Below are 25,555 nucleotides of genomic sequence, written 5' to 3'. Positions count from 1 at the left end.
CTGTTTCCGCCGCCGCCATTTCCGCCCCCGTTTCCACCGCCCCCGCCGTCACCACCTTTGGCATGGGCCAGAGACGGCTCAATCTTGAGCGATGCTAAATCAAGCGACAGCGGTTGCAGACTGACGGCGAGACCCAATGCGAAAGTCGAAACTGTGAGAGCAAGACGCCGTGTCATGAGATTTCCTTTCAACAAAACTGAGAGATCGAGAGTGTCCCTCTTAGGATTAAGTGAGAAAAATTCCCACGTCAATGCGGGCGTGGGATTGCTTCCCACGCAAAATGCGCTTAGGTGGTGGCATGCCCGGCGATGTTCCCCGCTCTCCTGAAGCCGCCAAGCTTCATGCCCCTTTGGCGCGTCTGCTGCGCCCTCTGGTGCGCCTGCTGATCCGAAGCGGGATTACCCTTCCCATGCTCACGGAGCTGCTGCGCGAGCTCTACGTGAACGTCGCCGAGTACGACTTTGCTCTGTCAGGTAAGGAACAGACCGACAGCCGCGTCAGTCTCCTCACCGGCATCCATCGCAAAGAGGTTCGCCGCCTGCGCGGAGCCGGTGCGCCGGTGAATGCCGTTCCGGCGACGGTCTCGCAGACGAGCCGCATTCTCGCTCGCTGGCTTGCCGATCCGGAGTTCAGCGATGCTGACGGACGCCCTCTGCCGCTGCCCCGCATCGCGGAGCCGTTACAGCCGTCCTTCGAGAGGCTCGTCGTCTCGGTTACACGCGATGTCCGACCCCGGGCGGTGCTGGACGAGTGGCTCGACCGACACCTCGTTATCATCGATGACCAGGACCGGGCCGTTCTGGTCCAGGCGGCGTACGTGCCGCGGAGCGGCGAGGACCAGCAGCTCTACTATCTGGGACGCAACCTGCACGACCATATCGCGGCTGCCGTGACCAATGTGGAGGCGCCATCGCCGCAATTCCTTGAGCGTGCCGTCCACTACGACGGCCTGACGAAGGAGCTCGCTGAGCACCTTCAGCAACGTTCTCGCGAGGTCGCGATGCAGGCGCTCCAGAAGCTCAATCGCGAGGCGCACGCCGGCAGCGATGGAGTACTGCCTGGTCGATGGCGGTGGAATTTTGGTGTCTACGTCTATTCCGAAGAGGTTGTCCCGCCCGCGACGGCTGGCAGGCCCGGTGATCACAACGACGAGGAGCCCAGGACGTGAAGGACTGCGCCACTCCGATTGCACGAGCCATTGGTTGCTACCTGGCGGCGCTGGCGTTGCTTCTTGCGCCGCTGACGGCGGCGCGGAGCCAGGACGCCGGAGACCGCGGCATCGGCGGCACCGGAGTGATCGCTTCCGACCCGGATGGTGATCGCGGCATCGGCGGCACGGGTGTCATGGGCACGATCCGCGGATTTGGCAGCATCATCGTCAACGGCTTGCACGTGACCTATGCGCCGAACGTGCCGGTACAGATCGACGGGCAGCCTGGTTCGGCCTCCGACCTCAAGATCGGCCAGGTCGTGCAGGTTGTGGCCGAGAACCGCAATGGCGTTCTGATGACAGGACGGATCGACGTGACCAGCGAAGTCGTCGGCACGATCGAGGCAATGCGAGGCAAGATGTTCAGGGTGCTTGGTCAAAGGATCTCCACCGAGAAGCTTGACGGGACGCCACAGTGGCGACGTGGGGAGCGTGTGGCGGTATTTGGCCTGCGGCGGCCGGACGGGACCATCGTCGCAAGTCTGATCGAGCGCAGGGCCGCAGGTCCCGAAAGGGTCGCCGGCAGGGTGACCCGTCTGCGTGACGGCAGCCTGAGGGTCGGATCGTTGAGGCTCGCTGGAGCAAATCAGGCGATCGTGGGTACTCGGGTTGTCCTCGAAGGGCGGTACAATCGGGGTGCTCTGTTGATCACCAAGGCTGCCCGGGAGCGCGATCTCCTGGGACCAGTCCGGCAGGTTTCCATTGAGGCCTATGTCGAGCGCACACGAACTGGGCTGCGCCTCGGTTCGGGTCTTGAGATCGCCGGCAAAGCCTCCGTGACACTGCCGACCGGAACGTATGCTCCCGCCTTGGTGACTGCCGCGTCCGATCGAAGGGGGCGGTTAAGCATTGAAGGCGTTGCGGTGCAGGGTCCGCCGGTGCGATCAGGCCGATCACGTCAGGGCCTCGACGCCGGCAGCTCGGCCAATCGACCCGCGGGCGAGCAGGGGCGCACGGCTTCACCGCATGACCGGAATCTTGGCCCTACTGAGTCCCCCCATAACCGGTCCCAACCAGGAACGGAGCGCGGCCGCAATGACCGCAATGATCCATCCGGAAATTCAGGCAATTCGCGGGGCGGCAATGGCAGTGGAAACGGTGGTGGAAACGGCAGCGGCAACTCCGGTGGAGGAAACGGAGGTGGCAACGGTCAAGGGAACGGAGGTGGCGACGGCGGCGGGAACGGCGGCAACTCCGGTGGCGGCGGCAATGGCGGAGGCAATGGCGATGGTGGGAGGAGATAACGGCGCCTGCTTAGAGCCTCTGCGCATCTCGGTGGCCGAGAGAAATTATCTCGCGACAGCCAGTTTTGTTGAGAGGAACGTCTCACGGAAGGTCGGCATTTGGCGCGAACCAGACATTAGAGAAGCGCGCCGCAATAACCACTCCTGGCACAACTCGGAAGTACGACCATGGTCGGCTCGGTGCGGACAAGCAGACGTTAAATGCGCGCTTTAAAGGTCAAATGTTGACCCACAGGCGACATTCCGGCTTTCCTTCAGCAGGCTTGGCAAATTTACGCCTTGTCTCGGAGAGGCATGCGTTCGCTTCGAAGGCACGAATGTCCTTATCCGACTGGAATCCTTTTAGGGGCGAGCGACCGTGCAGGTCTCCAGAACATCGGACTTCTCAGGACGTCCAACATTGATGATCGAAGCGGCGATACTCTCGCGGATAGCGTCATCAGGAGACAAATGCCCGCCGTGCTTCAAGAGTCCAGCGCCGGGCCCCAAATCGCGCTGGTTAGGTTGCGGGCTCATGAGGCGCTCGTTATCGCCAACCAAGCCCCGGAGCGACATGCTTCAGGACGGCCTCGATGACATGGGCATTGTAGTCGACGCCAAGTTGGTTCGGCACGGTCAGAAGCAGCGTATCGGCCTCGGCAACCGCTTCGTCCGCCCTTAGTTCCTCCACGAGGGTGTCAGGCTCTGCGGCGTAGGAGCGGCCGAAGATTGCGCGCATGTTGTCGATGATGCCGATCTGGTCGCTGGACTTGCCGTGCCCGAAATAGGCACGGTCGCGGTCGTCCACGAGTGCGAAGATCGAGCGCGAAACCGAGACGCGGGGTTCGCGGGCATGCCCCGCCTCCTTCCACGCTTCCCTGTAGCGACGGATCTGCTCGGCCTGCTGGACGTGAAAGGGCTCGCCCGTCTCCTCTTCTTTGAGGGTCGAACTCTGGAGATTCATGCCCTGCTGCGCGGCCCACACCGCAGTAGCGTTCGAGGCAGATCCCCACCAGATGCGCTCGCGTAGGCCTTCCGAATGCGGCTCGAGGCGAAGCTTGCCAGGCGGGTTGGGAAACATCGGGCGTGGGTTCGGCTCGGCGAAGCCCTCGCCCTTTAGGACGATGAGAAACTCTTCTGCGCGACGGCGACCCATGGCGGCGTCGCTTTGGCCTTCCTCGGGCACGTGGCCGAAATAGCGCCAGCCATCGATGACCTGCTCAGGCGAGCCGCGACTGATGCCGAGTTGGAGACGTCCGCCGCTGATCAGATCCGCCGCGCCTGCATCCTCGGCCATGTAGAGAGGGTTCTCGTAGCGCATGTCGATGACAGCGGTGCCGATTTCGATACGGCTTGTCTTCGCGCCGACTGCCGCCAGCAGCGGGAAGGGCGAGGCGAGCTGGCGCGCGAAGTGATGAACGCGGAAGTAAGCGCCGTCCGCGCCGAGCTCCTCGGCAGCCACGGCAAGGTCGATGGATTGGAGGAGGGCATCACGGGCCGACCGCGTTTGTGACTGCGGTGAGGGCGACCAGTGCCCGAACGAGAGAAAGCCAATCTTCTTCATGACGCGGTCCTATGCAAACGCCTTCAGTCGATTCGCCACGATAGCAGGCAGACACGTTGGCGTGGACTTGTACATGCGTGGATTATTGGTTGACGAGAACGACATCGGTGTAAACGTTCCCCGAGCTCGATTCGGCAATCTTAGTGCATTCGCTGATGAGCGTGTTCCAACGAGGCAGGGAAACGATGCTGAGCGTCCCTGCCACCTTGGGGACATGCGTTCGAGGACAGGGTTTTCAGGGTCGCCGGTGATCGGCTACCTGGAACTGCCCGCTGCGGTTCTCAGAGCGCTTGATCAGAACATAGCTTATTGGGGGTCACGCCCTAGCTGCCGCGCAATCCCCGTCTTATGTCCGGTTCTGGCACAAAGCGGACCTGTCTAGTCCTCACGGACGGCCTGAACGACGGGTGGCGAAGCTTCCGCCCCGCTGTCCAGCCGCAATATTCGACTTCGACCTTCAGGGCTCCATCCGGCAAGGGCCAGCGCACATGATAGAAATTCTCCTGAGGCGCCTGATCCCAAAAAATAATGGTTTGCTGTACCTCAATCGAGAAACCGCCTGCAGTTGCCCCTGGATAAAGCATCGCAATGAGGCTGCCGGTTCAGGTAACAAATGCCCGCCCTAGCCGTTGTCTCAGACCAAAGAGACCAGCGAAGGAACCTGATCGATGGCCAGGTCAACAAAAAAAGTAAGCACGAAGGCGGCAAGTGGCAGGAAGACTTCCGCGAAAACAGCGCCGAAGTCGGCAGCCACGACTGCATCGTCGCGTAGCAAGACCGCTGCCGCCAGCTCTAAGCGTGCGCAGTCTAAAACGACGTCTCGCGCCGGATCTGCGAAGTCGGGGGCGATTGCAAAGCGCTCAGCGTCAACTGCAGGAGCTCGCCGGGGTGGCGTAAGCAAGACAACGGCGACGCGCTCCCGGGCCACGTCAACACGCAAAACCTCCGCCTCATCGCCAACCTCCGTCCTTCAGGGATGGCTCGATGCTTTGGGGTCGATGGTCACGTCTCAGGAAGGTCGGGACATCATGGCCGAGGCCCTGCGGGCATCGGCAAACGTCTTGAGTCCAAGTGGGGGTGAGCGAGCGCCAGCTCGGGGCCGAGGAACTTCAAGGAATGCCAAAAAATCGGGGGACGCCCAGCCGCCACTTGTAGGCGAGGTTCTCTCAGGCGCGGTCGGTCTCGCGGAAACGGCAGCCGGCGTTATGGGCGACTTGGTAACCACGTCTCTGGTCGGTCCCGCTGCTGAACGCCGGCGGCGAAGGACATCGAAAAAGGCTTCGGCTTAGTCACTCGTGATTGTTCGCTATCTCCCTGCCGATTGTAGCGACCGAAGTGCCCGACGTGAGCGGCTCGAGAACGGAAACCAAACGGTGATGTCATCCGCTGGTGAACCGCCGCTGATGATGTTGTCACGCCTCCACCTCCGGCAGGAATATCGTGGCCGCACCGACGGTCCTCACTAACTGGGGTGGCCCTCGGTATCCTCGATCTCTGGCGACTGCTCGACCGGGATTTGTTGATCCGGGACCTTGACCCTTTTGTTTGAATCGCGCTCACCGGTCTCATGGGCCGGATTGCCGGTCCCGTCCTCCCGCATGCCACTTCGACGGCTGCTGTTGACGCTCACGCTTGCCATGCCCTCGCCTTGCTCGGGTTTCTTCGCCTCTGCCATTTGCGCCTCTCCAAATTCAAAGGTTTCGAACAAAACGGCCGTCCTGGTCTTAAGTTCAGCGCGCACCACATCCGGCAGATGACGCCTCCTTTGCGACTGGGGGTGACCGAGGTAAGGCCCAGGTCGCTGGGAGAGGACAAAGATACGAGTTCAGAGACGATCGATGATCGTTATGGTTCGGGAGAGGTGTGATGACGAGTGGAACAACTCGCACGATCAACGATCTCCCGATCTGGACGGACAACGAGTGGATAACGCACTCCTGCGTGCACGCCGAAGCGGTGCCAGGCATCTTTCTCGTGTGGACCGACTGCGGCCGGGACGTTCCGCCAAATGCAGCGAAGACGGCCGAACCCGGCGAGTGTCTCGTGCGTAGGTGCCTTGCGGCGGCCAATATCCGCTGGTGACCTAGTGATAGCCCTTGGCTGCCGGCGCGCGAGTGGCGTTAGACAAGCCTCGTTGTTCTTCGAGCGGCAGGCAACGTCGGCCCAGATTAATTCAAGATGGGGGGCTCGGCGATCCGCCTCCTATTCCCATGATCGGCAACAGCTGATCGCCTTTGAACCGATCTGCGCGCTCTCGTTCCTTTGCTTCGATCTGTTCAGCCGTCGGCTCGCAGTCGTCCTCGCATTCCTTGAACGTGACGGCCACATTGTCCAACGCCACCTCGTCTGGAACGTCCGGCGATGAAGAGACAGGTTTGCGACCACGGAAGAAGCTTAAGAGCGGCAAATAAGAGATTCGGTGCCAGATCCTCTGGATAGGTGCTCCCATAACAGCCGCCTCCAAGAGTATGCCCCTCGCGACATGATAGCAGGTTTCACTGGGGCTTTTTTGCGAAAATCACCTAAACCGTCGAGGCTTTGGCGTATGTGCGATCCTGCTTAATCCTCGCGGACGCCTTTGAATGACGGGTGCTGAAGTCTTCCGTCAGCCCCAGCCGCGCCGTTACCGAGGGAGCGGTCCCCGGACCGGCAGCCGTTCGATCGCCTTTATGATCTCCATGCGAGCAGCCGGCTTCTCTATCCAGGGAACGTCTTGCATCTCGAGACCTTCGTCGAGGCTGCGGGGGTGGCCAGAATAGATCACGAAAGGCACGTGGCGCGCCTTCAAGACAGCGGCGAGATTGCTGCAGGATCCATCTGCGAGTGCGTAATCGAGAATGGCGAAATCTGGCGTATTCTCCTCCAACCAGTCTAATGCGGCCTTCGAACTCGTTAGCGGACCGACGACTTCGTATCCGATCTCTTCCAGATAGGCTTCAACCGACATCCCGATCAGTACTTGATCCTCAACGATCAGGCAGCAAGGCGCCGCGGACGTGCCACACGATTGAGCATTGGTTTGATAGCTTTCCATCGACTGCACCTCTTCTGCGGTCGAATAACCTACTCTGATCTATTGGTTGGAGGCTCACGCTCAAGGTCTTCACCAGACACTGTCCGAAAGCGTACAAACATCTTCCTCCAACTCGCAGAGGTCAGCACTCCCTATCAAATTCGCCTGAAGGGGCCGATCAAACGTTCGTATTCGGCCTCCGGAACCCCATAACTCTCGCCTGCTGCTTCCAGAAGCTTGCCGCGGTTCTTTATCGTAATGACGCCCCGCTTGGCGCTGATGGCATGCACACCCTCGAGGACGTGGAGTTGCTCCGTCACTCCAGAGCGACGAACGCCTAACATCAGGGCGAGAAAGTCATGCACGAGATGGAGATTGTTGCCGTCGAGACGGTCGTGGCACATCAGCAGCCATCGTGCGAGGCGGGATGGAATCGAGTATCCGCCATGCGATAACGCAGTTTGCGCCACCTGCACATTGAAGACCTGCACGTACTTCAAGAGCAGTTGATGAAGCGATGCGCTTTGCCCAATTACTCGTTGGAAGCTCTCCGTTCGGATTCTCAGAGCTGGGCCCGGCACCTGAACGAACGTCTCATGGGGGGTCCGGTCCACGCCCAGAAGTAACGAGGTGCCAGAAACGCCTTCGCGACCGAAGATGCCCACCTCGATCCGGTGCCGATCGCGCGTCGTCGCGACCACAGATGTAACAAGATGCTCGGGAAAGTAGACATATTCGAACGGCTCGTTCGGCCTGGAGACAACTGCGCCTCTTTCGAGATCCACCGCCTCCAGATAAGGCTGGATCAGAGCGTAGTCGTTGTCTGAAAGGAAGGAGAGCAGCTGGTTACGGACTCCGGCGTGCTCGGATTTGCGAATGATTGACAGATGTGGAGGCTGCGACATGACGGCTCCCGTTGGGGCGGGAGCGTCACACTCTCATCGCATACGCCCGGACAAACCCTGCATGCGACTTGGCTAGCATACGCCTCCTCGGGCCGGTATTTTAAAAAACCGAAGCGATGTGCCACTCGGACGCATCATCTCACCCCAAATCGTCCCGAACGCCCTTGAACGACGGATGCCGTAGCCGACCATCTGAGGTCCGGTGGCGATATTCGACTTCGACCCGGATCTTGGGTCAGATGACGCCCTTGTCCTTCAGCCCGGAGACGGTGGCGTGTTTGTTGCATGGCCAATGGCTGCCACCACAGCGCCGTGGTGCCGCTCGCCGGTTGGCCGTTCGAGACGTTCATCCCCGACATGGCTCTCGGCCTTCGCTGCTCAAAATTCGGGAGCAAAGAGATTCGAATGATGCTGAATATGGAAGAACATTACGCCATGTGCTCCGGGATTACGGACTATCCGGGCTGAACTAGCTTGCCGTGAGACATGTAATTATATGACTCTCAAATGTACGGCCCACCCGCGCGGTCGGGTGCTGGTAAAGCAAAATTACCTTTCGGGCGGTTAACTCCAGGTTCTGAGGTAATTTCGCCGCATGGACAAATATTCCGCAACGGCCTACGCACGACCAATCGTCCTCCACGCTAAAGAGCTTACGGTACAGGCGTTCCCGGGCCGGTGGTAGGTGAAAATCATCAGCGCGCAGGGTCGCAACGTCTGCACGAGTGATGGCTGCGGTCCTGTCGATGTTGTGGCATTCGTATGATCTTGGGTCTGACCTATGTACATCATTGTAGATGAGCGGCCGATGGTGGCCGCTGGATACGTTGCGTGCTTTGGCCGCGAAGGCGTCTCGTCGCTCGGACTGCTCTCCGGTGAGTTCCACAACTGGCTCAAAGCCACCTCGGGCGCTGATATCGATGCGGTGCAAGGTTTCCTGCTCGGCGAGTTTCAGGACCGCGCCGCCTGCGCGGCAAACATTCGCCGGCGCTCGCGCGCGCCGGTAATCGCGTTGAGCGACGCCGGCTCTCTGGAGCAGACCCTGGAGCTGTTCTCTGCCAGATTCGACGACGTGGTGCGCAAGCCCGTGCATGTCAGGGAGATCCTGGCCCGCTCCGGGGCGATCTGGCGCCGCGCCAATGGAAGCCAGGCGCCTGAGCGCAGCGGGGAGCGGCTCACGGTCCATTTCGACGGGCGCGACCCGGAGATCGACGGCGTCAGCTTGTCTTTACCGCGCCGTGAGCGCCACATTCTTGAATATCTGGTGCGTTGTCGCGGCCGCTGGCTGACTAAAACCCAGATCTTCAACACGATTTATGGGATTTACAGCGATGGTCTCGACGAAAGCGTCATCGAAGGCCATGTCAGTAAACTGCGCAAGAAGCTGCGCCAGCACCTCGGATACGACCCTATCAAGGCCAAACGTCACGTCGGGTACACCTTTCCGCTAACGGGGCATGAGGCTGTTCCCCCGCAGAAAGTCGGTGTTCATCTTTAACTTGATCGGAGCAGCTTGTCGGTGAACATGACCCCATGCTCGATCCCATTTGACCAGATCAGCCGGACCCGGGCAGATGCACGTTCTTCCGGGATCTGCAATTCGAACTCCAGCGGAATTTCGGCCGCATAAGCGCATGCAATCCCCGCCCCATCAGCCGAGAGATTCCGCACGGTGCATTCGACGGGCGAGGAGCTATTATCGCTAACAATCTGCCCTTTCAGATGAGTGCGAAAGCGCTCGCTCGAACGACGCTCGACCCGTGTCTCGTATTTCATGCTCTCCGCTTTCGCTCGTTTCTACTAGGCCGATCTTCCTTCTCGCCTGCAATTTCTTCAACATTAAGGCGGAGGCAGCAGCATCGAGTTTGGCCCGGTCGGTGCCGTATTCTGCCATGAGCTGCATCGCCATTTCCGTGGTGATGCCGTGCTTTTGGGCCAAAGAAATTGAGCTCATATCCCTCGGGACCGGTGCCTCTCGACAAGTCTCCGCCACCACGTTGCTTTGTGTCGTCAGGCATCGTCTCCCTCCTGCATGGCTGCCTGCTTACCCGGATTCAGAAAGTTCTGCCGCTGAAAGGTTTCCCTTCGGGACGGTCGCTCGATGAGCTATCCGAGGCGAGCCGCCGGGGTATTGCCAGCAGCACTCGCACCGAGGGCACTGAATGGGAACTCCCGATGCAGGCGGCGGTTGATCTGCACCTTTCGTGGAAGAGGAGGTGGAACATGGAACCGACGCAGAGCGGTACAATCAATCCCCAGGACGCGAGGCAGGAGCTGATTACGGGCCTGCGCAACGCCCATGGGTTGGAGCAGCAAGCGATCGAAATGCTGGAAGGCAATGTCGACCGGCTCGAGAATTATCCCGCACTGAAGGCCAAATGCACCGAGCACCTGGAACAGAGCCGTCAGCACCAAGTTCTGGTGGCGCAGTGTCTGGAGGATCTGGGCGAGAGCCCGTCCACGATCAAGGATACGACCATGGGGCTGGTGCAAAACCTTCAGATGATGGTGCACGGCGCGACCAGCGATGAGGTGCTGAAAAACAGCTTTGCCGGGTATGCCTTCGAGCACTTCGAAATCGCCGCCTACACCGCGCTAGGCGTCATGGCGCGCGCCGCGGGGGAAGAACGGATTGCTCAATCAGCAGATGAGATCCTCGAGCAAGAGCAGGAAATGGCCCGGTGGCTCGAAGAGCATCTGCCGGCCACGGTGGAGCGTTATCTGATGCTGGTCGGGTCCGGCGAACAGAAGCGCTGAGGTAATCTCCCGATGCCGCTAGTCCAGGATCCCGGACGGCGGCATCGGCGACCGCAATTGCTACACTCGAGTCCACCCAATCATGTCATCTTTCGTCAGCCCCATTCGCTCCGCGAGATGCCTGCGCGCGCGACTTACCCGGCTTTTAATCGTTCCGATCGCACAGTTCATTTTGAGGGCCGCGTCTTCATAGGACAGGCCCTCGACTGCGACAGCGACGAGAACTTCCCGGTGTTCCTTCGGAAGAGCCTCGAGCGCCGCGAGCAACTCCCGGTGGGTCACTTTGTCGTTCTGATCGGGCGCAAAGGTCAACCTTTCGGCATACGACCCATCCGCGTCCTCGACCTCTCGCCCGCGGCGGCGAATCTGTGTGAGGAAAGCGTTTCTAAGGATCGTGAACAGCCATGCCCGCAGACAGGTGCCTCTCTCGTATCGCTCGTGCTGTGACAGCGCTCTGAGGATCGTCTCCTGAACCAGATCCTCGGCGCGAACTGGGTCCCTTTCGAGCGACACTCCGTATGCGCGAAGCTCGGAAAGGGCTGACATCATTTCAGCGACGAATGCCTGATCGATCGGCTCCTGTTGGGCGCGAATGACCTGAAACGCGCGCTTCAAGAGGCCGCTAAGATCATGCGGAAGCTTGTCAGTAACCAGTTCCCTGTAAGTCCCGCGCAGCCGGTCACCCAGCCAAGCCAAGGTGTGATCGTCGAGCGCGGCCGGCAAGGAAGCAGTTGCGTGCCCGCTAGACGCATTCGCGCTCTTGGTCATCGCCGGGCGCTCGCCGCGACATTGAACCCTTGATGGGCCTTGAGATAGCGCACGGCGTCCATCCAAAGGCGGAACGCGTCATGCTCGCCCTCCAGGGCGCGTGCCATAATGACTTCGGCTGCCAAATCCCGCGCCGAAGGAACATTAAATTCTTTGTTGTTTTCGTTCAGATATCGGAGGGTGAGTTCGAATGCTGCGGAGACGCATTCCAGGTCTTCGGGGCGCAGCATCCGGTTAGGAGTTGGGTGGGGGCTAGGATGCATTCGGATGTCTCCTGCTTTCGAAGTGCATAAATATGCAATTCAACTCCGCCGGAAGTCAGGCACCATCTTCCTTTTCCCCTCTTGCCACGACCGTCAAGGCTCCGTCCGGTAACGAACGTTGGAGCCTCATCGCCTCCTCCATCGGCGCGGACAGCCACGCGTCGAACTCTTCGCCCGTCGTGAGGATCGCCGGCATCGCCTTCGGGTGGATCGCGCCGACTTCGGCGTTGGCGTCGGTCGTCAGGAAGCTGAACACCAAATGCTCGCCGTCGACAGGGTTGGCATTCGTCCCCTGACGCCGGTCCAAGGCCGCCAGATCCCGGCGAAGGCGGCAAGCGGCCGTTCCTCGGACAGCGCGAACCATGTCGGCGAGCATAGAGCCTCTTCAGTGTGATCTGTCGGCGATCTTTCACTGCTTCCTCTCGATAGTATTGATCGGGTTTCCACCTGCTGGCACCGCACGCCCACCGCTACCACAACCGCGCGGCTGCCTGATCACGTACTTCCGCTTCGGCCGGGCTTGCTTGCCCCAGAAGCCTCAGGGCCGCTCGATCGTAGCCCTCAGTAACGAGTTGAGGAGTCGTTCTGTGGTGATCGAGCGGGAGACTTCGGAAAGTCTGCGAGCTTGTCGAGGTAGAATCCCCCGAGTTTTTGGCTTAAAATCGAACGCGAACGACACGACGGAGGTCCCTTGAAAAATTCCCTCCTCTCAATCGCAATCTTAGCTGTGGGCGGAGTGGCGCTTTCTGCGCACGCCGCCCAACCCTGCGGGGCTGATGAGGCCGTCGGCGCTTTCCAACGATCGGCGAACAGTGCGCTGCGCCAACTCCCGGCTCTCGATAGCCAGGTCGACAAGTGTTTCAATGCGGTCGAACACCCGCAATATCTTCAGCAGACGCACCAGACTCTTCGGACCATCACCTCCGAATACAAAGCCGCCCTTCAGTCGCTCGATTCGGCACACAACGCCTTGAAGGGCGGCAAAGATGAGGAATTCAGCAGGACCGTCACTCAGATGGTGCCGAGCCTGACCAGGGCCACCAAGCCTTTGTTCGACAATGCCGGGAATTTAAAGCGCCATGGCTTTACGGTGAGCGATCGAAAAGAAAACGGCCGGTTCAGATATCCGGAATGCAATAGCACGAAGAATGATCAGCCCGAGCGGCAATGGGCGAGCTTTTATCAACACGCCCTGGGCGTCCAGCAGGCGGGTAAGCAGCTGCAGAGTACCGTGGCTTGCTTGAAGCGTTCATAACTGTACCTGCGGCGCGGAGGCATCCAGCCCCCGGTCAGCAGCAAGCACGGGCCCCAATTCTTCGCCCGAGCAGCACATGGCGGCCTCATCCAGTCCGGCACATTGACTATCGATGGGCTCGCCCGCGAACACGAAGTGGAGCACGACATGCCGAAGGATGGAAAAAGCAGCGGTACGAAGAAGGGCACTCACGGCGGCAATCGCGCCGGCGATCAGGCGAAGCGCTCCGACGACCAGCCGCGGAAGAGCAGTCAGGCGGCCGGCAAGGATCCTCATCGCGGCGAGCACTGACGCCCAACGCGCTGGTTGGATGCGTTCCCCGAAGCGATGACCGCACTGGCGCCGCCGGATTTCGGTGGCATGATCGTTGCGGGGCCGATCGCCGGCGCTAAGGCGTGCCGTGATGGTTGAGGTGGTCGATACAGTTTTTCTCGATTTTGAAGCCTCCTCTCTGGGCAAGCATGGTTATCCGATCGAGGTCGCCTGGGTGTTTGCGTCAGGCGAGGCGGAAAGCCACCTGATCAGGCCCGCGTCATCGTGGACCGATTGGGCTGCCGCGTCTGAGGCAATTCACGGCATCTCGCGCAGTCAATTGGTGGCTGAAGGTTCGGCGGTCGAGGATGTCGGTCGACGCATGGTCGCTGTCCTGACCGGACATATGCTTTATGCGACTGCGCCATCATGGGACGGGCAGTGGTTGAGCAAGTTGCTGCGCGCAGCCGGGTTGCCGCGACATGCCTTGCGTCTTCACGATACCGAACTGGCTCACCGGAATGCTGTGCTCGACATCCTCCATGCTGCGGATGTGCCGGTGAATCGTCACGAGATTATCTTGCGGGACATTCTCCAAGAGGCCCAGCGTCGGGATGATGAGCGACAACCGCCCGCGCATCGTGCGCTCGCGGATGCCAAGCGTGAGCTGGGGTTGTGGCAAACCATTCGCGGGCTCGCGGGGGAGATAGCAACGCGCCCCGTCTGACGCCCGGCCCATCAGGCAAAAGGGCGGCCGCACGATGTCGATTGTCGCATTCGCGTTCGGCCGCCTCGAAAGACGGCCGAACCTCTGCGTCGTACTTAAGCCTCTGCGTCGCACTTACATGGCCCGGCCGCCCGATTGCGAATGCTGGCCGCCAGGCTGCGAGATTTCCGTAAGCGCCTCGCCCGCAGGCCGGCTGCCTTGCATGACCGCCAAGTCGCCAAGCGACAGGATGCCGACGAGGCGCTTGTCCCGGTTCACCACGGGAAGACGGCGGACCTGCTGATCGCCCATGTTGCGGGCTACCTGTTCGGTGTCTTCATCCTCGAAGCAGTATCTCACCTCCGAGGTCATCACATCACGCACAGGCGTGTCGGGTTTCATCCCCTTGGCGACGGCCCGAACCGCAATGTCGCGATCAGTGATCATGCCGACAAGGCGGTCGTTCTCGCCCACGGGGAGCACGCCGGCGTCGACGTCCGACATCATTTTAGCCGCGTCCTGGATCGTCTGGTTGGGGCTCGCGACGCGCACGTCGCGTGTCATCGTATCGGACACTCTCATGTCTCATCTCCTTCGTTTCGTTCTCTAATGAGTCAGTTAGCCGAGGGCCCAGCCTTCACAGCAAGGCCGACGCTCTGGCGCGTTCGTCATACCCGGCGCCTGATCAGCGCTCTGGGAGGCGAGCCACACCAGCCTCGACGTCGCCCCCGCCAGCGCTGTATTGCGCCGGCCGCTCCTGCGCATCGGGCGCATCCGGTTCGTCATGCCAGATCGCCCGCACGTCTTCCGGCAACGCGTTCCTGATCTTCTCGATCTGACCGCGATCCACGTGGTGCGAGAGTATTCCGAACACGACGCGCGTGGCGTCGCGAACGTTCACCGGCCGGGTGTTGGCGAGTTCCTCGGCGATACCGTGCAGGAACTCGTCCAGCGAGCGGGGCTTCTCGTCCATGCGGCCCGGCGCGTGCCATTGATCATAGTACAATCCGCGCACCAGGATCGGCAGCTGCGAACCGAGATGGACCGCAAGATCGAGGGGCAGTCGATCGCGAAGTCGGCGCAAGACGGTGCCCAGCACATGCCAAGCCACTTGCCGGTCGGGACCGATCTCCTCCATAAGTTCGTCGAGCCAGATATGGGTGATTTGAAGCGTTCTATCGAAAACGCCGAGCCCTGTAGCGCTCATGAGTTCCTCCACTCGCGCGAACTCATCTAAAGCTGAACCTCGCCGGCCTGATTCTGTTCCAATCAATGAAAATGCCCGCCGATCGCGCGGTGGCGGGGCGGGCGTGGCTCATCTCTGATCTGCTACCTAGCAGGACGTTCGCAATGCGGTCGCGCTTGACCGCAGCGGGAGGGCTCGGCGCCCGACGGCGCCGGTCCCTCTTCGGATGCTGGAGCTTACGCGGCCCGCGCCGGCGGATTGTCGTGCAACAGCCACAGCTCGATGGCCGCCAGGATAGCGACTGCGAGCCCCACGCCGACGTGCGTCCACATCGCGGCTGCCAACCCCGCAAAGCCAAGCGCCCAAGGTGCAATGGCAACCCAGAGTCCAAGCGCCGCGTTGGTCCATTCCTCCCATTCGCGCAACTCGTTCAGGGCGGCACCAGCGAAGATCGCAATTGCAAGCCCGCACGCCCAAGCGTTCCAGGATGCGCTCTGCACCTCCAGGAAGCCAAGCAGCCAGGGCGAGACGAACAAGAACGCGGCGAGCAGCAGGTTGATGGTGTTGAGTGCGGTGAATTCCGTTCGTCCTTTGAGATTCAACATGACTCACCTCCTTTGCTTACGTCGAAAGCTGCCGACGCCGGTTGACGGGCGATTTAGGAGCGAGAAATCGAGGGTCCTCATTGCCACATCTCCATCGAGCAGATGGATAAGGGAAGCCGCTGAACAACTGCCGACGCCAAGCCGGACAACCTCTTGAAAACAGCCGGTATTTAATAAAATTGGTACAGCATTTCGGCTTGTCAAGAGCGACCGCATGCCCGGGATCTCGAGGGCATGGGCGGCAAGCGTTCATGCCATGTCATGCCTTAATCTGCGGTGTGAACGCCAACCGACTCCGGACGGAACAGCGGCATGCAACCCGATGATCAACGGATCGTTCCCCTGTGGAGGAACAATAGGGAGCGCCCGCCGCGCAAGAGCTTTCTCACTGAGAAGCAATGCTCGGAATCCGGTGGTCCCGCTTTCACCAAGGAGGCCCTGATGTCCACGCGGTCTCGGATTTTGTCGGCTGGAACTGCCGCCATCGCATTGTCCGTCGCGCTCTCGCCGGCTCTCGCGCAGCCGACCAGCCCGGCGGCGTCGACAGGCCCGCTCGCCGATCAGGAATTGGGCCGGCGCTTTCAGGTCAAGCCGGCGGAATTGCCGGCGCCTCATGCGAGCCCAGCCGTTAGCAATGCTCCGTTGATCCTGCCGTATCAGGGACAGTCGCCGCGGGTGCCAGACGGCTTTACCGCGACGCCGCTGGTCATCGGTCTCGAAAATCCGCGCAGGCTTCTCGTGCTTCCCAACGGCGACGTGATCGTTGCCGAGCAGAAGCCCGGCTACCTCACGTTCCTGCGCGACGAGGACGGCGATGGCCGCGCCGAATGGGTGCAGCGCCATGCAGAGGGTTTCAATGGGCCCTACGGTCTTGCCTGGCGCGATGACCATATTTTGGTCGCGGATCAGGACGGGATCTGGAAAGTCCCGCACAAGCTCGGTGGTGTGCGCGCCGGCCATGGCGAGCAGAAGCCGATCGCACAGGTGCCGCCGGAACAGCGCAAGCCCGACCCCCGTGCCTTCGGCCAGGAACTCATCACGGCGAAGGGTGTGTTCGGCCTCATTGAGGGTCACGCGAACCGCGACCTCGATATCGATCCGAAGACGGGGGCGCTGTTCGTCGGCGTGGGTTCGGCGGGCAATATCGGCGTCGAGCCCGAGGTCAAGGCCTCCATCCAGCGCTTCGATGCCGACGGCAAGAACCAGTCCCTTGTTGCGGGCGGCCTGCGCAACCCGACCGGTCTCGCCTTCCATCCCGATACCGGCGATCTCTATGCGGTGGTCCAGGAGCGCGACGGCTTGGGCGACGGGCTCGTCCCCGATTATCTGACACGGGTCGAGAAGGGCGCCTTCTACGGCTGGCCCTATGCGTATATCGGTCAGAACCCGCAGCCGGGTTTTGCCGAGCGCGCACCCGAAAAAGTGAAGGCGACGGTAACCCCCGACCTCCTGTTCGAGGCGCATTCCTCGGCGCTGGATCTGGTGTTCTATGACAAGGAGCAGTTTCCGGACGATTATCGCGGCGATGCGTTCGTGGTTCTCAAGGGGTCCTGGAACCGCGCCGATCCGACCGGCTACAAGGTCGTGCGCGTACCCTTCAAGGATGGCCGCCCAGAAGGCTGGTACGAAAACTTCATGACCGGCTTCTGGCTTTCGGGTCGGGAGCGGGCCGAGGTCTGGGGCCGTCCTGCCGCGGTCGCGATCGCGAAGGATGGATCTCTGCTTGTCGCGGACGACACCGGCGGCACGATCTGGAAGGTCTCCCATGCGGGAGCAGCCAGCAGCGACGCGGCGACCGGGTCAGTTCAACCGCGGAAATGAAAGCGCGAACGGCGCGCTGCGGAGTGCCTCGGTCGGATCAGGGCTCGACGGAACGGGTCGGTCGCTTCGATGCGCCACGGATTCCGGCCGAGCGCATCACCACGAACTCGCCGCCGGAACCCGTGTCGGCTTCCAGCATTGACGGGGCGTTCCAGCTAGGTCGCCAGGCATTTTCGTTCGAAGGAGGGGGCCATGCGTCAGGCGTCGGTTACGGATCTGCGATGTCGGATGCTCGCCGGGGCGCTCGTCGCTTTCCTGGCGGCGCCGGTACCTGCATTGTCCCAGCAAGTCCCGGTCGATTTCACGGCGGTCGTGCAGCAGAAGGCGCCTGCGGTCGTTGCCATTACGACCAAACAGCGCGTCGAGGAGCAGGACCGGACACCTGCCATCCCGGACGACCTGCCGTTCCGCGAGTTCTTCCGGCGCTACTATGATGAGCCTGCGATGCCGCGCCAGTCGCCGCGGCAGGCGCTTGGTTCGGGTTTCGTGATCGATTCAAGCGGCCACATCGTCACCAACAACCATTTGGTCGAAGACGCGGCTGAGATCCAAGTGGTGTTCGGCGACCGGAAATCGGTTCCGGCGAAACTCGTTGGCCGTGACCCGGCGACAGACATCGCCGTTTTGAAAATCGACCCGCAATCCAACATGACGACGGTGACCTGGGGCGATTCAGACGCTGCGGAGCCGGGGTCTTGGGCGATCGCCATCGGAAGCCCCTTTGGCCTCGGCGGCACGGTCACCGTCGGGGTCGTCTCGGCACGCTCCCGCGATATCCACTCCGGTCCTTATGACGACTACATACAAACCGATGCCTCGATCAATCGCGGCAATTCGGGCGGGCCGCTGTTCAATGCCGCCGGGGAAGTGATCGGCGTCAACACGGCGATTTTTTCGCCATCCGGCGTCAACATCGGAATCGGCTTCGCGATTCCGTCCCAGACTGCGCGATCCGTTGCCGACCAACTGATCCGGACGGGTCGTGTCGAACGGGGCTATATGGGTGTGCGCCTACAGGACATGACGTCGGCGCTTGCCCAGGCACTCGGCCGGACCGACGATGAGGAGGGGGTCCTTGTCGCCGCAGTCGAGCCCGGCAGCCCGGCCGAAAAGGCAGGCATCAGGACCGGCGATGTCATCACCCACTTCAACGGGCAAGCGGTGACAAGCGGACGTCGCCTGTCGCGCGCCGTCGCCGCCGCGAAGCCGGGGGCTCCGGTGGCGATGGCTGTGGTCCGCGACGGCAAGGCGCAGGACATGAACATCGTTATCGCGCAACGCGAGCAGGATCAGAGCATGTCTCCCGCGCGCCGAGACGGACCGGACGGAGGCAAGCGGCTTGGCCTGGCGCTGAGTCCCATTCCGGAGGCTGCCCGCGGCCAGCTGGGCCTTGAGCCCGGCGTTTCCGGCGTTCTGGTCCAACGGGTTGAGCCCAACAGTCCGGCAGCGGAGAGCGGTTTGCGGGACGGGGACGTGATCGTCTCTGCCAACCAGCAGCCGGTGGGTGCGCCTTCCGAGGTGGCGGATGCCTGGACGCAGGCGCAGAGGAACAAGAAACCCATCCTTCTGCGCGTGCGCCGGGACGGCCAATATCTGTTTGTGGCGGTCGCAGCTTAACGAATAAGCGTGGTGCGGGGCTACATCGGGCGCGGCACGACAGGAATTTCGGGCGGCCTCCCCGGAGGCACCCCGGCCGGTTCGGTAGGAGTCGGGACCTCTTCGGGAACAGGCGAGGGAACACCGGGGGGCTCGCGCGGCGGCGCTTCAGGCGGCGAAGGCGGCTGCGGCGGGGGACCTTCGGGATTGGGGATCTGAGGATCGCTCATTGATTTTTGCCTCGTTGCGAGGATTGGCCTGACGAACCCAGCCTGCTTCACTCGGCTGAAACTCAGTCTTTCCACCTGTCCTCGTATTTGAATTCGGGAATCGCCTGGAGCTGTTCCTTCGTTGCAGCCATCACGGCGGCCCACCTCTTGTCGTTGGTGTTGTAGGACAACGTCACGGCGGAGGGATCAACGACGATGTTGCGATCGCCCACGCCCAGGAAACCGCCGACCGAGATCACATAACCGACGATCCGGCCCTGGCTGATGACGGCGTCCTCGATCTCGCCAATTTTCTCGTTGGCGGCGTTGCGGACGTCCAAATCATCCAGCTGATCGCTCATGATCGCATCTTGCGGAATCTGAACCGAAGTCCCTGCCGGACTCGTCGGTTGCGCGGCGGGTGGCGTTGTCTGGGCGTTAGCAAAGCCCGTGAGCGCTGCCGTGACGATGAGGGCGAGCGGCAATCCACGCATGGGGCATTCTCCTGATGAAGCCTGAGAAGGACGTAGAATGCGCAGGAAAAGTGAGGGTTCCGAGCGCCGAGGCTTCAGCGCAGGGTCCAGGCCTTCTCCTATCTTGCCATGGCGTTCGGCCCGGTCTTGGCTCAGGCTGGCAGCTTGGGCGCTGGGGACCCGGTCTGCCGCTCATGAAACGTCGCTCCGATTCGTTCCGATCTCACCTGAGGCCGGGTGGATCAGTTTGCTCGCGAACAGGTAGGGTGGAGGCATGCCGCGAATTCTGACCTACAACGTACACCGCTGCCTCGGAACGGATGGCCGCCTGTCACCGGAGCGGATTGCGGAGGTGATCGCATCCTGCCAGCCGGATGTGGTGGCGCTCCAGGAACTCGACGTTAATCGCGTACGGACAGGCGGCGTCGATCAGGCCCATGCGATCGCACAGGCGCTTGGGATGCACATGCATTTTCATCCGGCGCTGCGTGTCCTGGAAGAGGAATATGGCGACGCCATTTTGACCCATCGGCCCGCACGCCTCATCAAGGCTGCCTCGCTTCCGGGACTGTCCGGACGACCCGCTCTCGAACCACGGGGCGCGCTCTGGACCGCGGTCAATCTCGGCGGCGCCGAGGTGCAGCTGATCAACACCCATCTCGGCCTGCGCCGGCACGAGCGGCTGGCCCAGGTCGAGGCTCTGCTTGGACCTGAATGGCTCGGCCATCCGGCCTGCCGGGAGCCGGTCATCCTCGCCGGCGACTTCAATGCCATGCCAGGCTCGCGCGCCTATGGTCGCCTTTCAAGCCGCTTGGCCGACGCGCAGTCCTTCCCCCGGATTCGCCGTCCCTATCCGACCTTTCCCGGAAGGATGCCGATCTTCCGCATCGACCATGTGTTTGTCAGCCGCTCGATTGAGGTTGTCAGGGCGGAGACCGTTCGCACCCCGCTCGCGCGCAAAGCGTCAGACCACCTTCCGCTTCTCGTCGAGTTTCGCGCGATCAATGCGACCCATGCACGACGTCTCGCGCCCGGTCTATCGGCTGAGCAGACGGAAACGGTGCGTTGACAGGGACACAGTCGGGGCCGGCGGGCGTTGCCCATCTTTCGTCATGCAACGCCTTGAGAGGGATCAATGGCAGATCGGAGATGCGGACCGCTTGACGTCGGAGCGAGGGAGCAACGTCCAGGCGACAAGCCCGAACGCGGGAAGACAAGGCTCTCCCGCCGGTGGGCGCCGCTCCTCGTCCTGGCCGTTCTGTCGCTTGCCGGCTTCCTGCTCTACCGCACCCTCAGCCGCTACAGCCTTGACGAGATCATCGCGTCCGTCGCGATGATCTCGACGTCCCGGCTGATGCTGGCCGGCGTATTCGCCGCCGCGAGCTATCTGTGCCTCACCGGCTTCGATTATCTCGCCTTGCAGTATGTGGGCCGGCCGCTTGCTTATCCCAAGGCGGCGCTTGCCTCGTTCACGAGCCTTTCGCTCGGGCACAGCATCGGCCTGGCATTTCTGAGCAGCGGCGCCGTGCGGTACCGCTTTTATTCGCGATGGGGCCTGCGTGCCGGGGAGGTGGCCAAAGTGATCGTGTTCTGCGGGATCACCGTCGGGCTGGGTCTCGCGACATTGGGCGGTACGGCTCTGCTGCTTCGATCGGGTCTCGCGCAGGAAATCACCGGATTGCCACGCTCGATCGTCATCGCGGTGGGCGCGTCCTGCCTCGTCGCGGTCGCAGGATACCTGGCATTCACCGCCATGATCCGGCGGCCGTTCAGGTTCCGGCGCTGGGTGTTCTTCGAAGCGCCATCCTTCCGGCTCGCGGTTGGACAGATTGCAATCGGTTCGCTCAATTTCGCGTTTGTTGCGGCATGTCTCCATCAGGCGCTGTCGGCCGTGACGGATGTCGCCTATATCGGCGTGGCGTCGGTCTATGTCATCGCGAACGTGACTGCGCTCGTCAGCCATGTCCCGGGAGGCCTCGGCGTCATCGAGAGCGTCGTCACGTACCTGTTGCCGCAAGCCGACCTGATCGGCGCGCTCGTGGTGTTCAGGTTCGTTTATTTTCTTGTGCCCCTGGGGCTCGGGGGCATCTCCCTTGCCGCGAGCGAAGTCGTGTTCCGGCAGAGGCGCGCCAACAGTGGCACAGGTGGAGGAGAGGGCGGTCCCCCGACCTGATTTCTACGTGTCGCGACGACGTTTGCGGCGCAGAAACCAGAGCGGCTCGAACGGCCTGATCGGATCGAGCAGGCGCGTGCCCAGTGCGGGACAGGAGGGTCCTTCATTGGTCATGGCCTCGAATGGCGTCAAACCGCGAGGCTTGCAATTCAACGCGTCGACCGCCCGGATCAGGGATCCTTCGCGCTCAATGGCACTCATGACGGTTTTCGGCTCTGTGTCGAGATGCTCGGCCAGGAGGCGGTTGCGCAATCCTGTGATGGTGCGACGGGCCTCGGCGTCACGCGCTTCGATTGCCAGGTCACACTCCGTGTCGAGCCCGATCGACCGATTGTTGAGGTTGGACGAGCCGATCCGCAGAAATATATCGTCAACGATGATCAGCTTGGAGTGGATAAGAACCTGACGGCGTTCGCCGCCCGGATCCGGTACGCAGGGGTAATAGACCCGCAGCCGACCATGGCAATCCGCCTTTCTCAGGTAGCGGATGAGACGGTCGCGATTGCTGCCCATGACGAGCCGCTCGGCTAGTCCATGGGATGCGTGCGTCATCAGGACGACGATTTCCGGTCCGTCAGGCCTCGCCAGATGATCCGCTAGGATTTCGCCGTAAAGCGGTGCAGTCATGTACTGCGCTTCGATGTAGATGGCGTGTTGGGCGGACGCGAGAGCATCGGCCGTAAGCGCTCCGACTTCGCAGATGGCGGGCTGGTTGCCCCAAGCCGGCATAGTGCGCGCGATCGCAACAGGCGTATTTGTAAAGTCGGGCGGCAGATCGGGCGGCCAGATCCGAAGACGATCCTCGATCGGCTGTAATCGGGTCTTCCTGTCACGAGAAGGGTTTGCATCATTCTCCCGTGGAGGCGCGCTTTCTCCGTTGCTCAACGATGCTCCGAAATCCGTGCAAACCGGAGCGGGTTCACCGGTTGCGGCCTGCCAGCGACGGCGCGCCAGTTTCGCAATGGATTGGGCAGCCTCGCCGTCCACGACCATCTGAATGTCGTGTACCGGGCCGTAACACTGGGAATCGGCGCCGACGCGCGCGGGATCGTCGACCGCATGCCGGGTCGTGTCCCAGCGCCGAACGGTCAGGTCGATGCCGCCCACGAAAGCGAGCGCGTCATCGATGCATACCATCTTCTGATGATGAGCTGCATAGATCGGGTGATGCGTGTCGAGACGCAGCCTGAGGCGCGGGTGGTTCTGCCAGTCGGCGCCAAAGAGGAGCGGGATCGGCGATCCCGGCGCATGAACGACCGCGATGCTCCAAACCAGGATGCGGATTTCGAGTTCGGGGCGCTCCTCGACAAGCGACCGCAGGAAAGAGCCGAGCGGGGGTGACCTGTCGGCGTCGACATCGGGACGCAGCCGGATGCTGCCGTCGAAATCCCAGCCAAGTATCAGGACGGATCTTCGGGACTGGCGGAGGGCCGCCTCAAGCCGGGCGAAGTAGGATGCGCCATCGATCAGGACGGATGCCCGCTTGCTGTTCGCCACGCGCCAGCAATTGCGGCCTGGATCCAGGATTCGCCGCTCCCGCGTCGCTCTCTCCTGCAGCCCGGTCGATGGCACGGCCCGCTCGCAATTCTGTTCCGGATCACGCACGCTGAAATAACATCCTCGCAGGCTTGGTCCCAACTCCCTGAAATGGCCGAGGTTCCAAGATCAGGTGAAGCGGCGTCCCAACGTGTCAGTTCAGCAGGTAGTTCCATCCTTGCCCTCGGGCGCCGCCCATCTCGCCAGGCACAAGCGCTCGGATTCCAAGTAAAATCAGAAGCCTCCACATTTCGTTGAAGAGTAGGCGTAACGGCGCGTGGCGGTCGGTCCATCGCAATCGCTGATGCTAATCCTGGCGCTTGGCCTATACAGGCTCCAACCCAAGGATTCGGCCATGACATTGCGAACAAACTACGTGGTTCAGACTTTCGAGATTCACCGGAAACGGCTCGTCCCGACCATCAAAACGGTGGCGAAGTCCGAGCTGACGGCGGTTCGGTCCGCCGAGACGATTTCCCAGAGCAAGAGCGGGGCGGCGGCACTTGAGATCATTGCCGACGACGAGACCGGGGAACTGAGCAGCGCGCGTGTGCTCGCGAAGTTCGGAGAGGTGCCTGACGATTTCGAGGAGCTGCTTCAGGGGTAGTGAACAGGCAGGACACGCCCACAACGGGGCGGTTCGGTCTCTGGAAGGAGCGGCAAGAGATGGCCCTCGGTGGTGGCTAGCCGCGGTTCAGGCGCCTGGCATTCGCCCTGACATGCTTGCGATAGCCGCTGACGACCTTGGCGGGGGATCCGCCGCTCGCCATGGTGATGGCCGCCTCGGTGGCGGCGAGGACCTTTTCGGAGATCATGCGGGTATTTTCGGCAGCGCTGCCGCGTCCGGTTGCCAGCATTGTCATGCGGGTCACGACGACGGCATGGGATTCCATCGCCAGCAGCGACAGGTCCGTCGCGAGCTTCATCCATATCGCAAGCATCAAGCGTATTCCGATCCGAGAAGAAGGGCAGGGTTTCTGCCAAGGAGGAGCGTCTGCGCTCACGAAACGTCTAGACGCCATCATAGGTGAAAACGTGGCCGGCTGCATCGGGCGACGGATCGGACCTTCGTCGCACAATTCAGCCACAGTTCATGCACAGGAACCCACAGCATATATTCCTGTCGAACCCTCGGGTAAGGAGTCCTTCAGCTTCGCGGGTCTAGATCCAACGCATTGCCTCCAAGGACGATTGCGATGCCCGAGACCGACGATAAATCCGAGAGCCGACTTCTCAAGATCATCTACCTGACCCAGGTCGTTTTCTTCGCCATCGGAATCTGGAACTACACCCATTAGCCCCTGATGCCGCGCCCCGGCTCATTTCTCTTCCGGGAAAAGCGCGAAGTAAGGCTGCGCCTCCGCGACGACCCTTGCAAAGGAGGGGCGCGCCAGCAGGCGATCGAGATAGCGCGCGACATTCTTATGCGCATCGCCGACAGGCATCACCTTGTCGGCGTAGAACAAGGCCGGAGCTGCGGCGCAATCCGCCATGGTGAAGGCGTCGCCCATGGCCCAGGTCTTCGCAGCCATTTCGTCGTCGATCATGCCGTAGGCGGTCTTCAGCATTGCCTTTGCGGATTGAACGCCATGGGCATCGTTATGTCCCACTGGCCGCAACCTGTCGGTCACCACCTTCTGCATCGGTTCGCTCACGTAGAGGTCATAGAAGCGGTCCCACAGACGGGTTTCCATCGCGCGATCCGCATCCTCGGGCAGGAATCTTGTCTGGCCCGGATAATGCCGCGCCAGATATTCGATGATGATGCTCGATTCCGGGATTGTGCGGTTCCGCGCGTGGTCGCGCAGCACCGGGAATTTTGCGATCGGCCAGACCTTCGTGAATGCCGCGCGCGAGGCCTCGTCTCCGAGGTCGACCAGATGCGGCTCGAACGGCGTCTCGTTTTCATAAAAAGCGATCAGGACCTTCTGGCAGAACGAGGCAAGCGGATGGAGATAGAGTTCAAGAGACATGCGCATGGGCTCCTTCAAACTGGTTTCGCTGGATTTCCGTCACACTCCGGGCGCGGAATGACGGCTT

The 25,555-nt window shown here is 61.6% G+C and carries 27 protein-coding genes and 1 pseudogene; 12 read left to right on the top strand and 16 right to left on the bottom strand.

Going from position 1 to position 25,555, the window contains the following annotated elements; all coding sequences use genetic code 11:
• The first annotated feature begins 298 nt into the window (after positions 1 to 298).
• Together FEZ63_RS15795 and FEZ63_RS24825 are read left to right on the top strand one after the other, a co-directional pair.
• The gene (locus FEZ63_RS15795; protein ID WP_150946173.1) at positions 299 to 1,168 is read left to right on the top strand and encodes a DUF6502 family protein; all 870 of its coding nucleotides are present in this window, start codon (positions 299 to 301) and stop codon (positions 1,166 to 1,168) included.
• Positions 1,165 to 2,454 (top strand): DUF5666 domain-containing protein, encoded by a 1,290-nt coding sequence (locus tag FEZ63_RS24825; protein ID WP_153245858.1) that lies wholly within the window; start codon positions 1,165 to 1,167, stop codon positions 2,452 to 2,454. The genes FEZ63_RS15795 and FEZ63_RS24825 overlap by 4 nt, the downstream gene beginning before the upstream one ends.
• Before the next feature lie 526 nt (positions 2,455 to 2,980).
• Here the strand turns inward: FEZ63_RS24825 and FEZ63_RS15785 are convergent.
• From FEZ63_RS15785 to FEZ63_RS26225, 5 genes are all read right to left on the bottom strand, one after another.
• Entirely contained in the window at positions 2,981 to 3,997 is a 1,017-nt protein-coding gene (locus FEZ63_RS15785) for an LLM class flavin-dependent oxidoreductase (RefSeq protein WP_150946171.1), read from the bottom strand.
• 1,462 nt (positions 3,998 to 5,459) lie between these two features.
• Positions 5,460 to 5,705: a hypothetical protein gene (locus FEZ63_RS15780; RefSeq protein ID WP_150946169.1), complete on the bottom strand. Its 246-nt coding sequence runs from the start codon at positions 5,703 to 5,705 to the stop codon at positions 5,460 to 5,462.
• A 915-nt stretch (positions 5,706 to 6,620) separates the two neighbouring features.
• A complete protein-coding gene (locus FEZ63_RS15775; protein ID WP_201274177.1) occupies positions 6,621 to 7,031 on the bottom strand; it encodes a response regulator in 411 nt (136 codons plus the stop codon).
• Between the two features lie 134 nt (positions 7,032 to 7,165).
• A complete protein-coding gene (locus FEZ63_RS15770; RefSeq protein ID WP_150946165.1) occupies positions 7,166 to 7,915 on the bottom strand; it encodes a Crp/Fnr family transcriptional regulator in 750 nt (249 codons plus the stop codon).
• A gap of 139 nt (positions 7,916 to 8,054) precedes the next feature.
• Positions 8,055 to 8,144 (bottom strand): ATP dependent DNA ligase, encoded by a 90-nt coding sequence (locus FEZ63_RS26225; protein ID WP_420846287.1) that lies wholly within the window; start codon positions 8,142 to 8,144, stop codon positions 8,055 to 8,057.
• 552 nt (positions 8,145 to 8,696) lie between these two features.
• Between FEZ63_RS26225 and FEZ63_RS15765 the strand changes: the two genes are divergently transcribed.
• Positions 8,697 to 9,413 carry a response regulator transcription factor gene (locus FEZ63_RS15765; RefSeq protein WP_150946153.1) on the top strand — a complete coding sequence of 239 codons (717 nt, stop codon included), beginning with the start codon at positions 8,697 to 8,699 and terminating at the stop codon, positions 9,411 to 9,413.
• On the opposite strand, the gene FEZ63_RS15760 is transcribed toward FEZ63_RS15765, so the two are convergent.
• The gene (locus FEZ63_RS15760; RefSeq protein WP_150946150.1) at positions 9,410 to 9,691 is read right to left on the bottom strand and encodes a PilZ domain-containing protein; all 282 of its coding nucleotides are present in this window, start codon (positions 9,689 to 9,691) and stop codon (positions 9,410 to 9,412) included. The genes FEZ63_RS15765 and FEZ63_RS15760 overlap by 4 nt on opposite strands.
• Before the next feature lie 447 nt (positions 9,692 to 10,138).
• On the opposite strand from FEZ63_RS15760, the gene FEZ63_RS15755 reads away from it, so the two are divergent.
• Positions 10,139 to 10,672 carry a ferritin-like domain-containing protein gene (locus FEZ63_RS15755; RefSeq protein ID WP_162419756.1) on the top strand — a complete coding sequence of 178 codons (534 nt, stop codon included), beginning with the start codon at positions 10,139 to 10,141 and terminating at the stop codon, positions 10,670 to 10,672.
• Positions 10,673 to 10,732: 60 nt separating this feature from the next.
• Here the strand turns inward: FEZ63_RS15755 and FEZ63_RS15750 are convergent, their stop codons facing one another.
• The 3 genes and pseudogenes from FEZ63_RS15750 to FEZ63_RS15740 form a co-directional block, all read right to left on the bottom strand.
• Complete coding sequence (locus tag FEZ63_RS15750; protein ID WP_150946146.1) at positions 10,733 to 11,440, bottom strand: sigma-70 family RNA polymerase sigma factor; 708 nt, start codon at positions 11,438 to 11,440, stop codon at positions 10,733 to 10,735.
• Positions 11,437 to 11,670: a hypothetical protein gene (locus FEZ63_RS15745; protein WP_150946144.1), complete on the bottom strand. Its 234-nt coding sequence runs from the start codon at positions 11,668 to 11,670 to the stop codon at positions 11,437 to 11,439. The genes FEZ63_RS15750 and FEZ63_RS15745 overlap by 4 nt, the downstream gene beginning before the upstream one ends.
• Positions 11,671 to 11,758: 88 nt before the next feature.
• Positions 11,759 to 12,075, bottom strand: a pseudogene (locus tag FEZ63_RS15740) (SOS response-associated peptidase family protein); the annotation flags it as partial.
• 319 nt (positions 12,076 to 12,394) lie between these two features.
• Here FEZ63_RS15740 and FEZ63_RS15735 point away from each other — a divergent pair.
• The 3 genes from FEZ63_RS15735 to FEZ63_RS15725 all read left to right on the top strand — a co-directional run bounded on the left by FEZ63_RS15735 (position 12,395) and on the right by FEZ63_RS15725 (position 13,937).
• Positions 12,395 to 12,958: a hypothetical protein gene (locus FEZ63_RS15735; protein ID WP_150946142.1), complete on the top strand. Its 564-nt coding sequence runs from the start codon at positions 12,395 to 12,397 to the stop codon at positions 12,956 to 12,958.
• Positions 12,959 to 13,105: 147 nt separating this feature from the next.
• Positions 13,106 to 13,249 carry a hypothetical protein gene (locus FEZ63_RS25205; protein WP_150946140.1) on the top strand — a complete coding sequence of 48 codons (144 nt, stop codon included), beginning with the start codon at positions 13,106 to 13,108 and terminating at the stop codon, positions 13,247 to 13,249.
• Positions 13,250 to 13,361: 112 nt separating this feature from the next.
• Positions 13,362 to 13,937: a 3'-5' exonuclease gene (locus FEZ63_RS15725; RefSeq protein WP_150946138.1), complete on the top strand. Its 576-nt coding sequence runs from the start codon at positions 13,362 to 13,364 to the stop codon at positions 13,935 to 13,937.
• Between the two features lie 114 nt (positions 13,938 to 14,051).
• Here FEZ63_RS15725 and FEZ63_RS15720 read toward each other — a convergent pair whose 3' ends face one another.
• The 3 genes from FEZ63_RS15720 to FEZ63_RS15710 form a co-directional block, all read right to left on the bottom strand.
• Positions 14,052 to 14,498 carry a CBS domain-containing protein gene (locus FEZ63_RS15720; protein WP_150946136.1) on the bottom strand — a complete coding sequence of 149 codons (447 nt, stop codon included), beginning with the start codon at positions 14,496 to 14,498 and terminating at the stop codon, positions 14,052 to 14,054.
• Between the two features lie 103 nt (positions 14,499 to 14,601).
• Positions 14,602 to 15,123, bottom strand: a complete 522-nt coding sequence (locus tag FEZ63_RS15715) for a DUF2267 domain-containing protein (protein ID WP_150946134.1) — start codon at positions 15,121 to 15,123, stop codon at positions 14,602 to 14,604.
• Between the two features lie 215 nt (positions 15,124 to 15,338).
• A complete protein-coding gene (locus FEZ63_RS15710; protein WP_150946132.1) occupies positions 15,339 to 15,707 on the bottom strand; it encodes an SPW repeat protein in 369 nt (122 codons plus the stop codon).
• A gap of 441 nt (positions 15,708 to 16,148) precedes the next feature.
• Between FEZ63_RS15710 and FEZ63_RS15705 the strand changes: the two genes are divergently transcribed.
• Both FEZ63_RS15705 and FEZ63_RS15700 read left to right on the top strand, forming a co-directional pair.
• Complete coding sequence (locus FEZ63_RS15705) at positions 16,149 to 17,528, top strand: PQQ-dependent sugar dehydrogenase (protein WP_150946130.1); 1,380 nt, start codon at positions 16,149 to 16,151, stop codon at positions 17,526 to 17,528.
• A 192-nt stretch (positions 17,529 to 17,720) separates the two neighbouring features.
• Positions 17,721 to 19,145: a Do family serine endopeptidase gene (locus FEZ63_RS15700; protein WP_150946128.1), complete on the top strand. Its 1,425-nt coding sequence runs from the start codon at positions 17,721 to 17,723 to the stop codon at positions 19,143 to 19,145.
• Between the two features lie 271 nt (positions 19,146 to 19,416).
• Here FEZ63_RS15700 and FEZ63_RS15690 read toward each other — a convergent pair whose 3' ends face one another.
• A complete protein-coding gene (locus FEZ63_RS15690; protein ID WP_150946125.1) occupies positions 19,417 to 19,827 on the bottom strand; it encodes a PRC-barrel domain-containing protein in 411 nt (136 codons plus the stop codon).
• 253 nt (positions 19,828 to 20,080) lie between these two features.
• Here FEZ63_RS15690 and FEZ63_RS15685 point away from each other — a divergent pair, with 253 nt between their 5' ends.
• Positions 20,081 to 20,875 carry an endonuclease/exonuclease/phosphatase family protein gene (locus FEZ63_RS15685; protein ID WP_150946123.1) on the top strand — a complete coding sequence of 265 codons (795 nt, stop codon included), beginning with the start codon at positions 20,081 to 20,083 and terminating at the stop codon, positions 20,873 to 20,875.
• Between the two features lie 66 nt (positions 20,876 to 20,941).
• Positions 20,942 to 21,979, top strand: coding sequence for a putative bifunctional lysylphosphatidylglycerol flippase/synthetase (locus tag FEZ63_RS15680; protein WP_150946121.1), 1,038 nt, complete (start codon positions 20,942 to 20,944; stop codon positions 21,977 to 21,979).
• A 3-nt stretch (positions 21,980 to 21,982) separates the two neighbouring features.
• Here the strand turns inward: FEZ63_RS15680 and FEZ63_RS15675 are convergent, their stop codons facing one another.
• Positions 21,983 to 23,584: a phospholipase D-like domain-containing protein gene (locus FEZ63_RS15675; protein ID WP_338042222.1), complete on the bottom strand. Its 1,602-nt coding sequence runs from the start codon at positions 23,582 to 23,584 to the stop codon at positions 21,983 to 21,985.
• Between the two features lie 286 nt (positions 23,585 to 23,870).
• Between FEZ63_RS15675 and FEZ63_RS15670 the strand changes: the two genes are divergently transcribed.
• On the top strand, positions 23,871 to 24,122 hold the full coding sequence (locus tag FEZ63_RS15670; RefSeq protein ID WP_150946119.1) for a hypothetical protein: 252 nt from the start codon (positions 23,871 to 23,873) through the stop codon (positions 24,120 to 24,122).
• A 76-nt stretch (positions 24,123 to 24,198) separates the two neighbouring features.
• On the opposite strand, the gene FEZ63_RS15665 is transcribed toward FEZ63_RS15670, so the two are convergent.
• Together FEZ63_RS15665 and FEZ63_RS15660 are read right to left on the bottom strand one after the other, a co-directional pair.
• Positions 24,199 to 24,456: a hypothetical protein gene (locus FEZ63_RS15665; protein WP_150946117.1), complete on the bottom strand. Its 258-nt coding sequence runs from the start codon at positions 24,454 to 24,456 to the stop codon at positions 24,199 to 24,201.
• 378 nt (positions 24,457 to 24,834) lie between these two features.
• The gene (locus FEZ63_RS15660; RefSeq protein WP_150946188.1) at positions 24,835 to 25,488 is read right to left on the bottom strand and encodes a glutathione S-transferase family protein; all 654 of its coding nucleotides are present in this window, start codon (positions 25,486 to 25,488) and stop codon (positions 24,835 to 24,837) included.
• Positions 25,489 to 25,555 lie beyond the last annotated feature (67 nt).

Origin of the sequence: Microvirga brassicacearum (assembly GCF_008757455.1) — a bacterium.
Taxonomy (GTDB): Bacteria; Pseudomonadota; Alphaproteobacteria; order Rhizobiales; family Beijerinckiaceae; genus Microvirga; species Microvirga brassicacearum.
The sequence above is the reverse complement of the archived record's forward strand: the minus strand, read 5'-3'. Positions and strand labels throughout refer to the sequence as shown.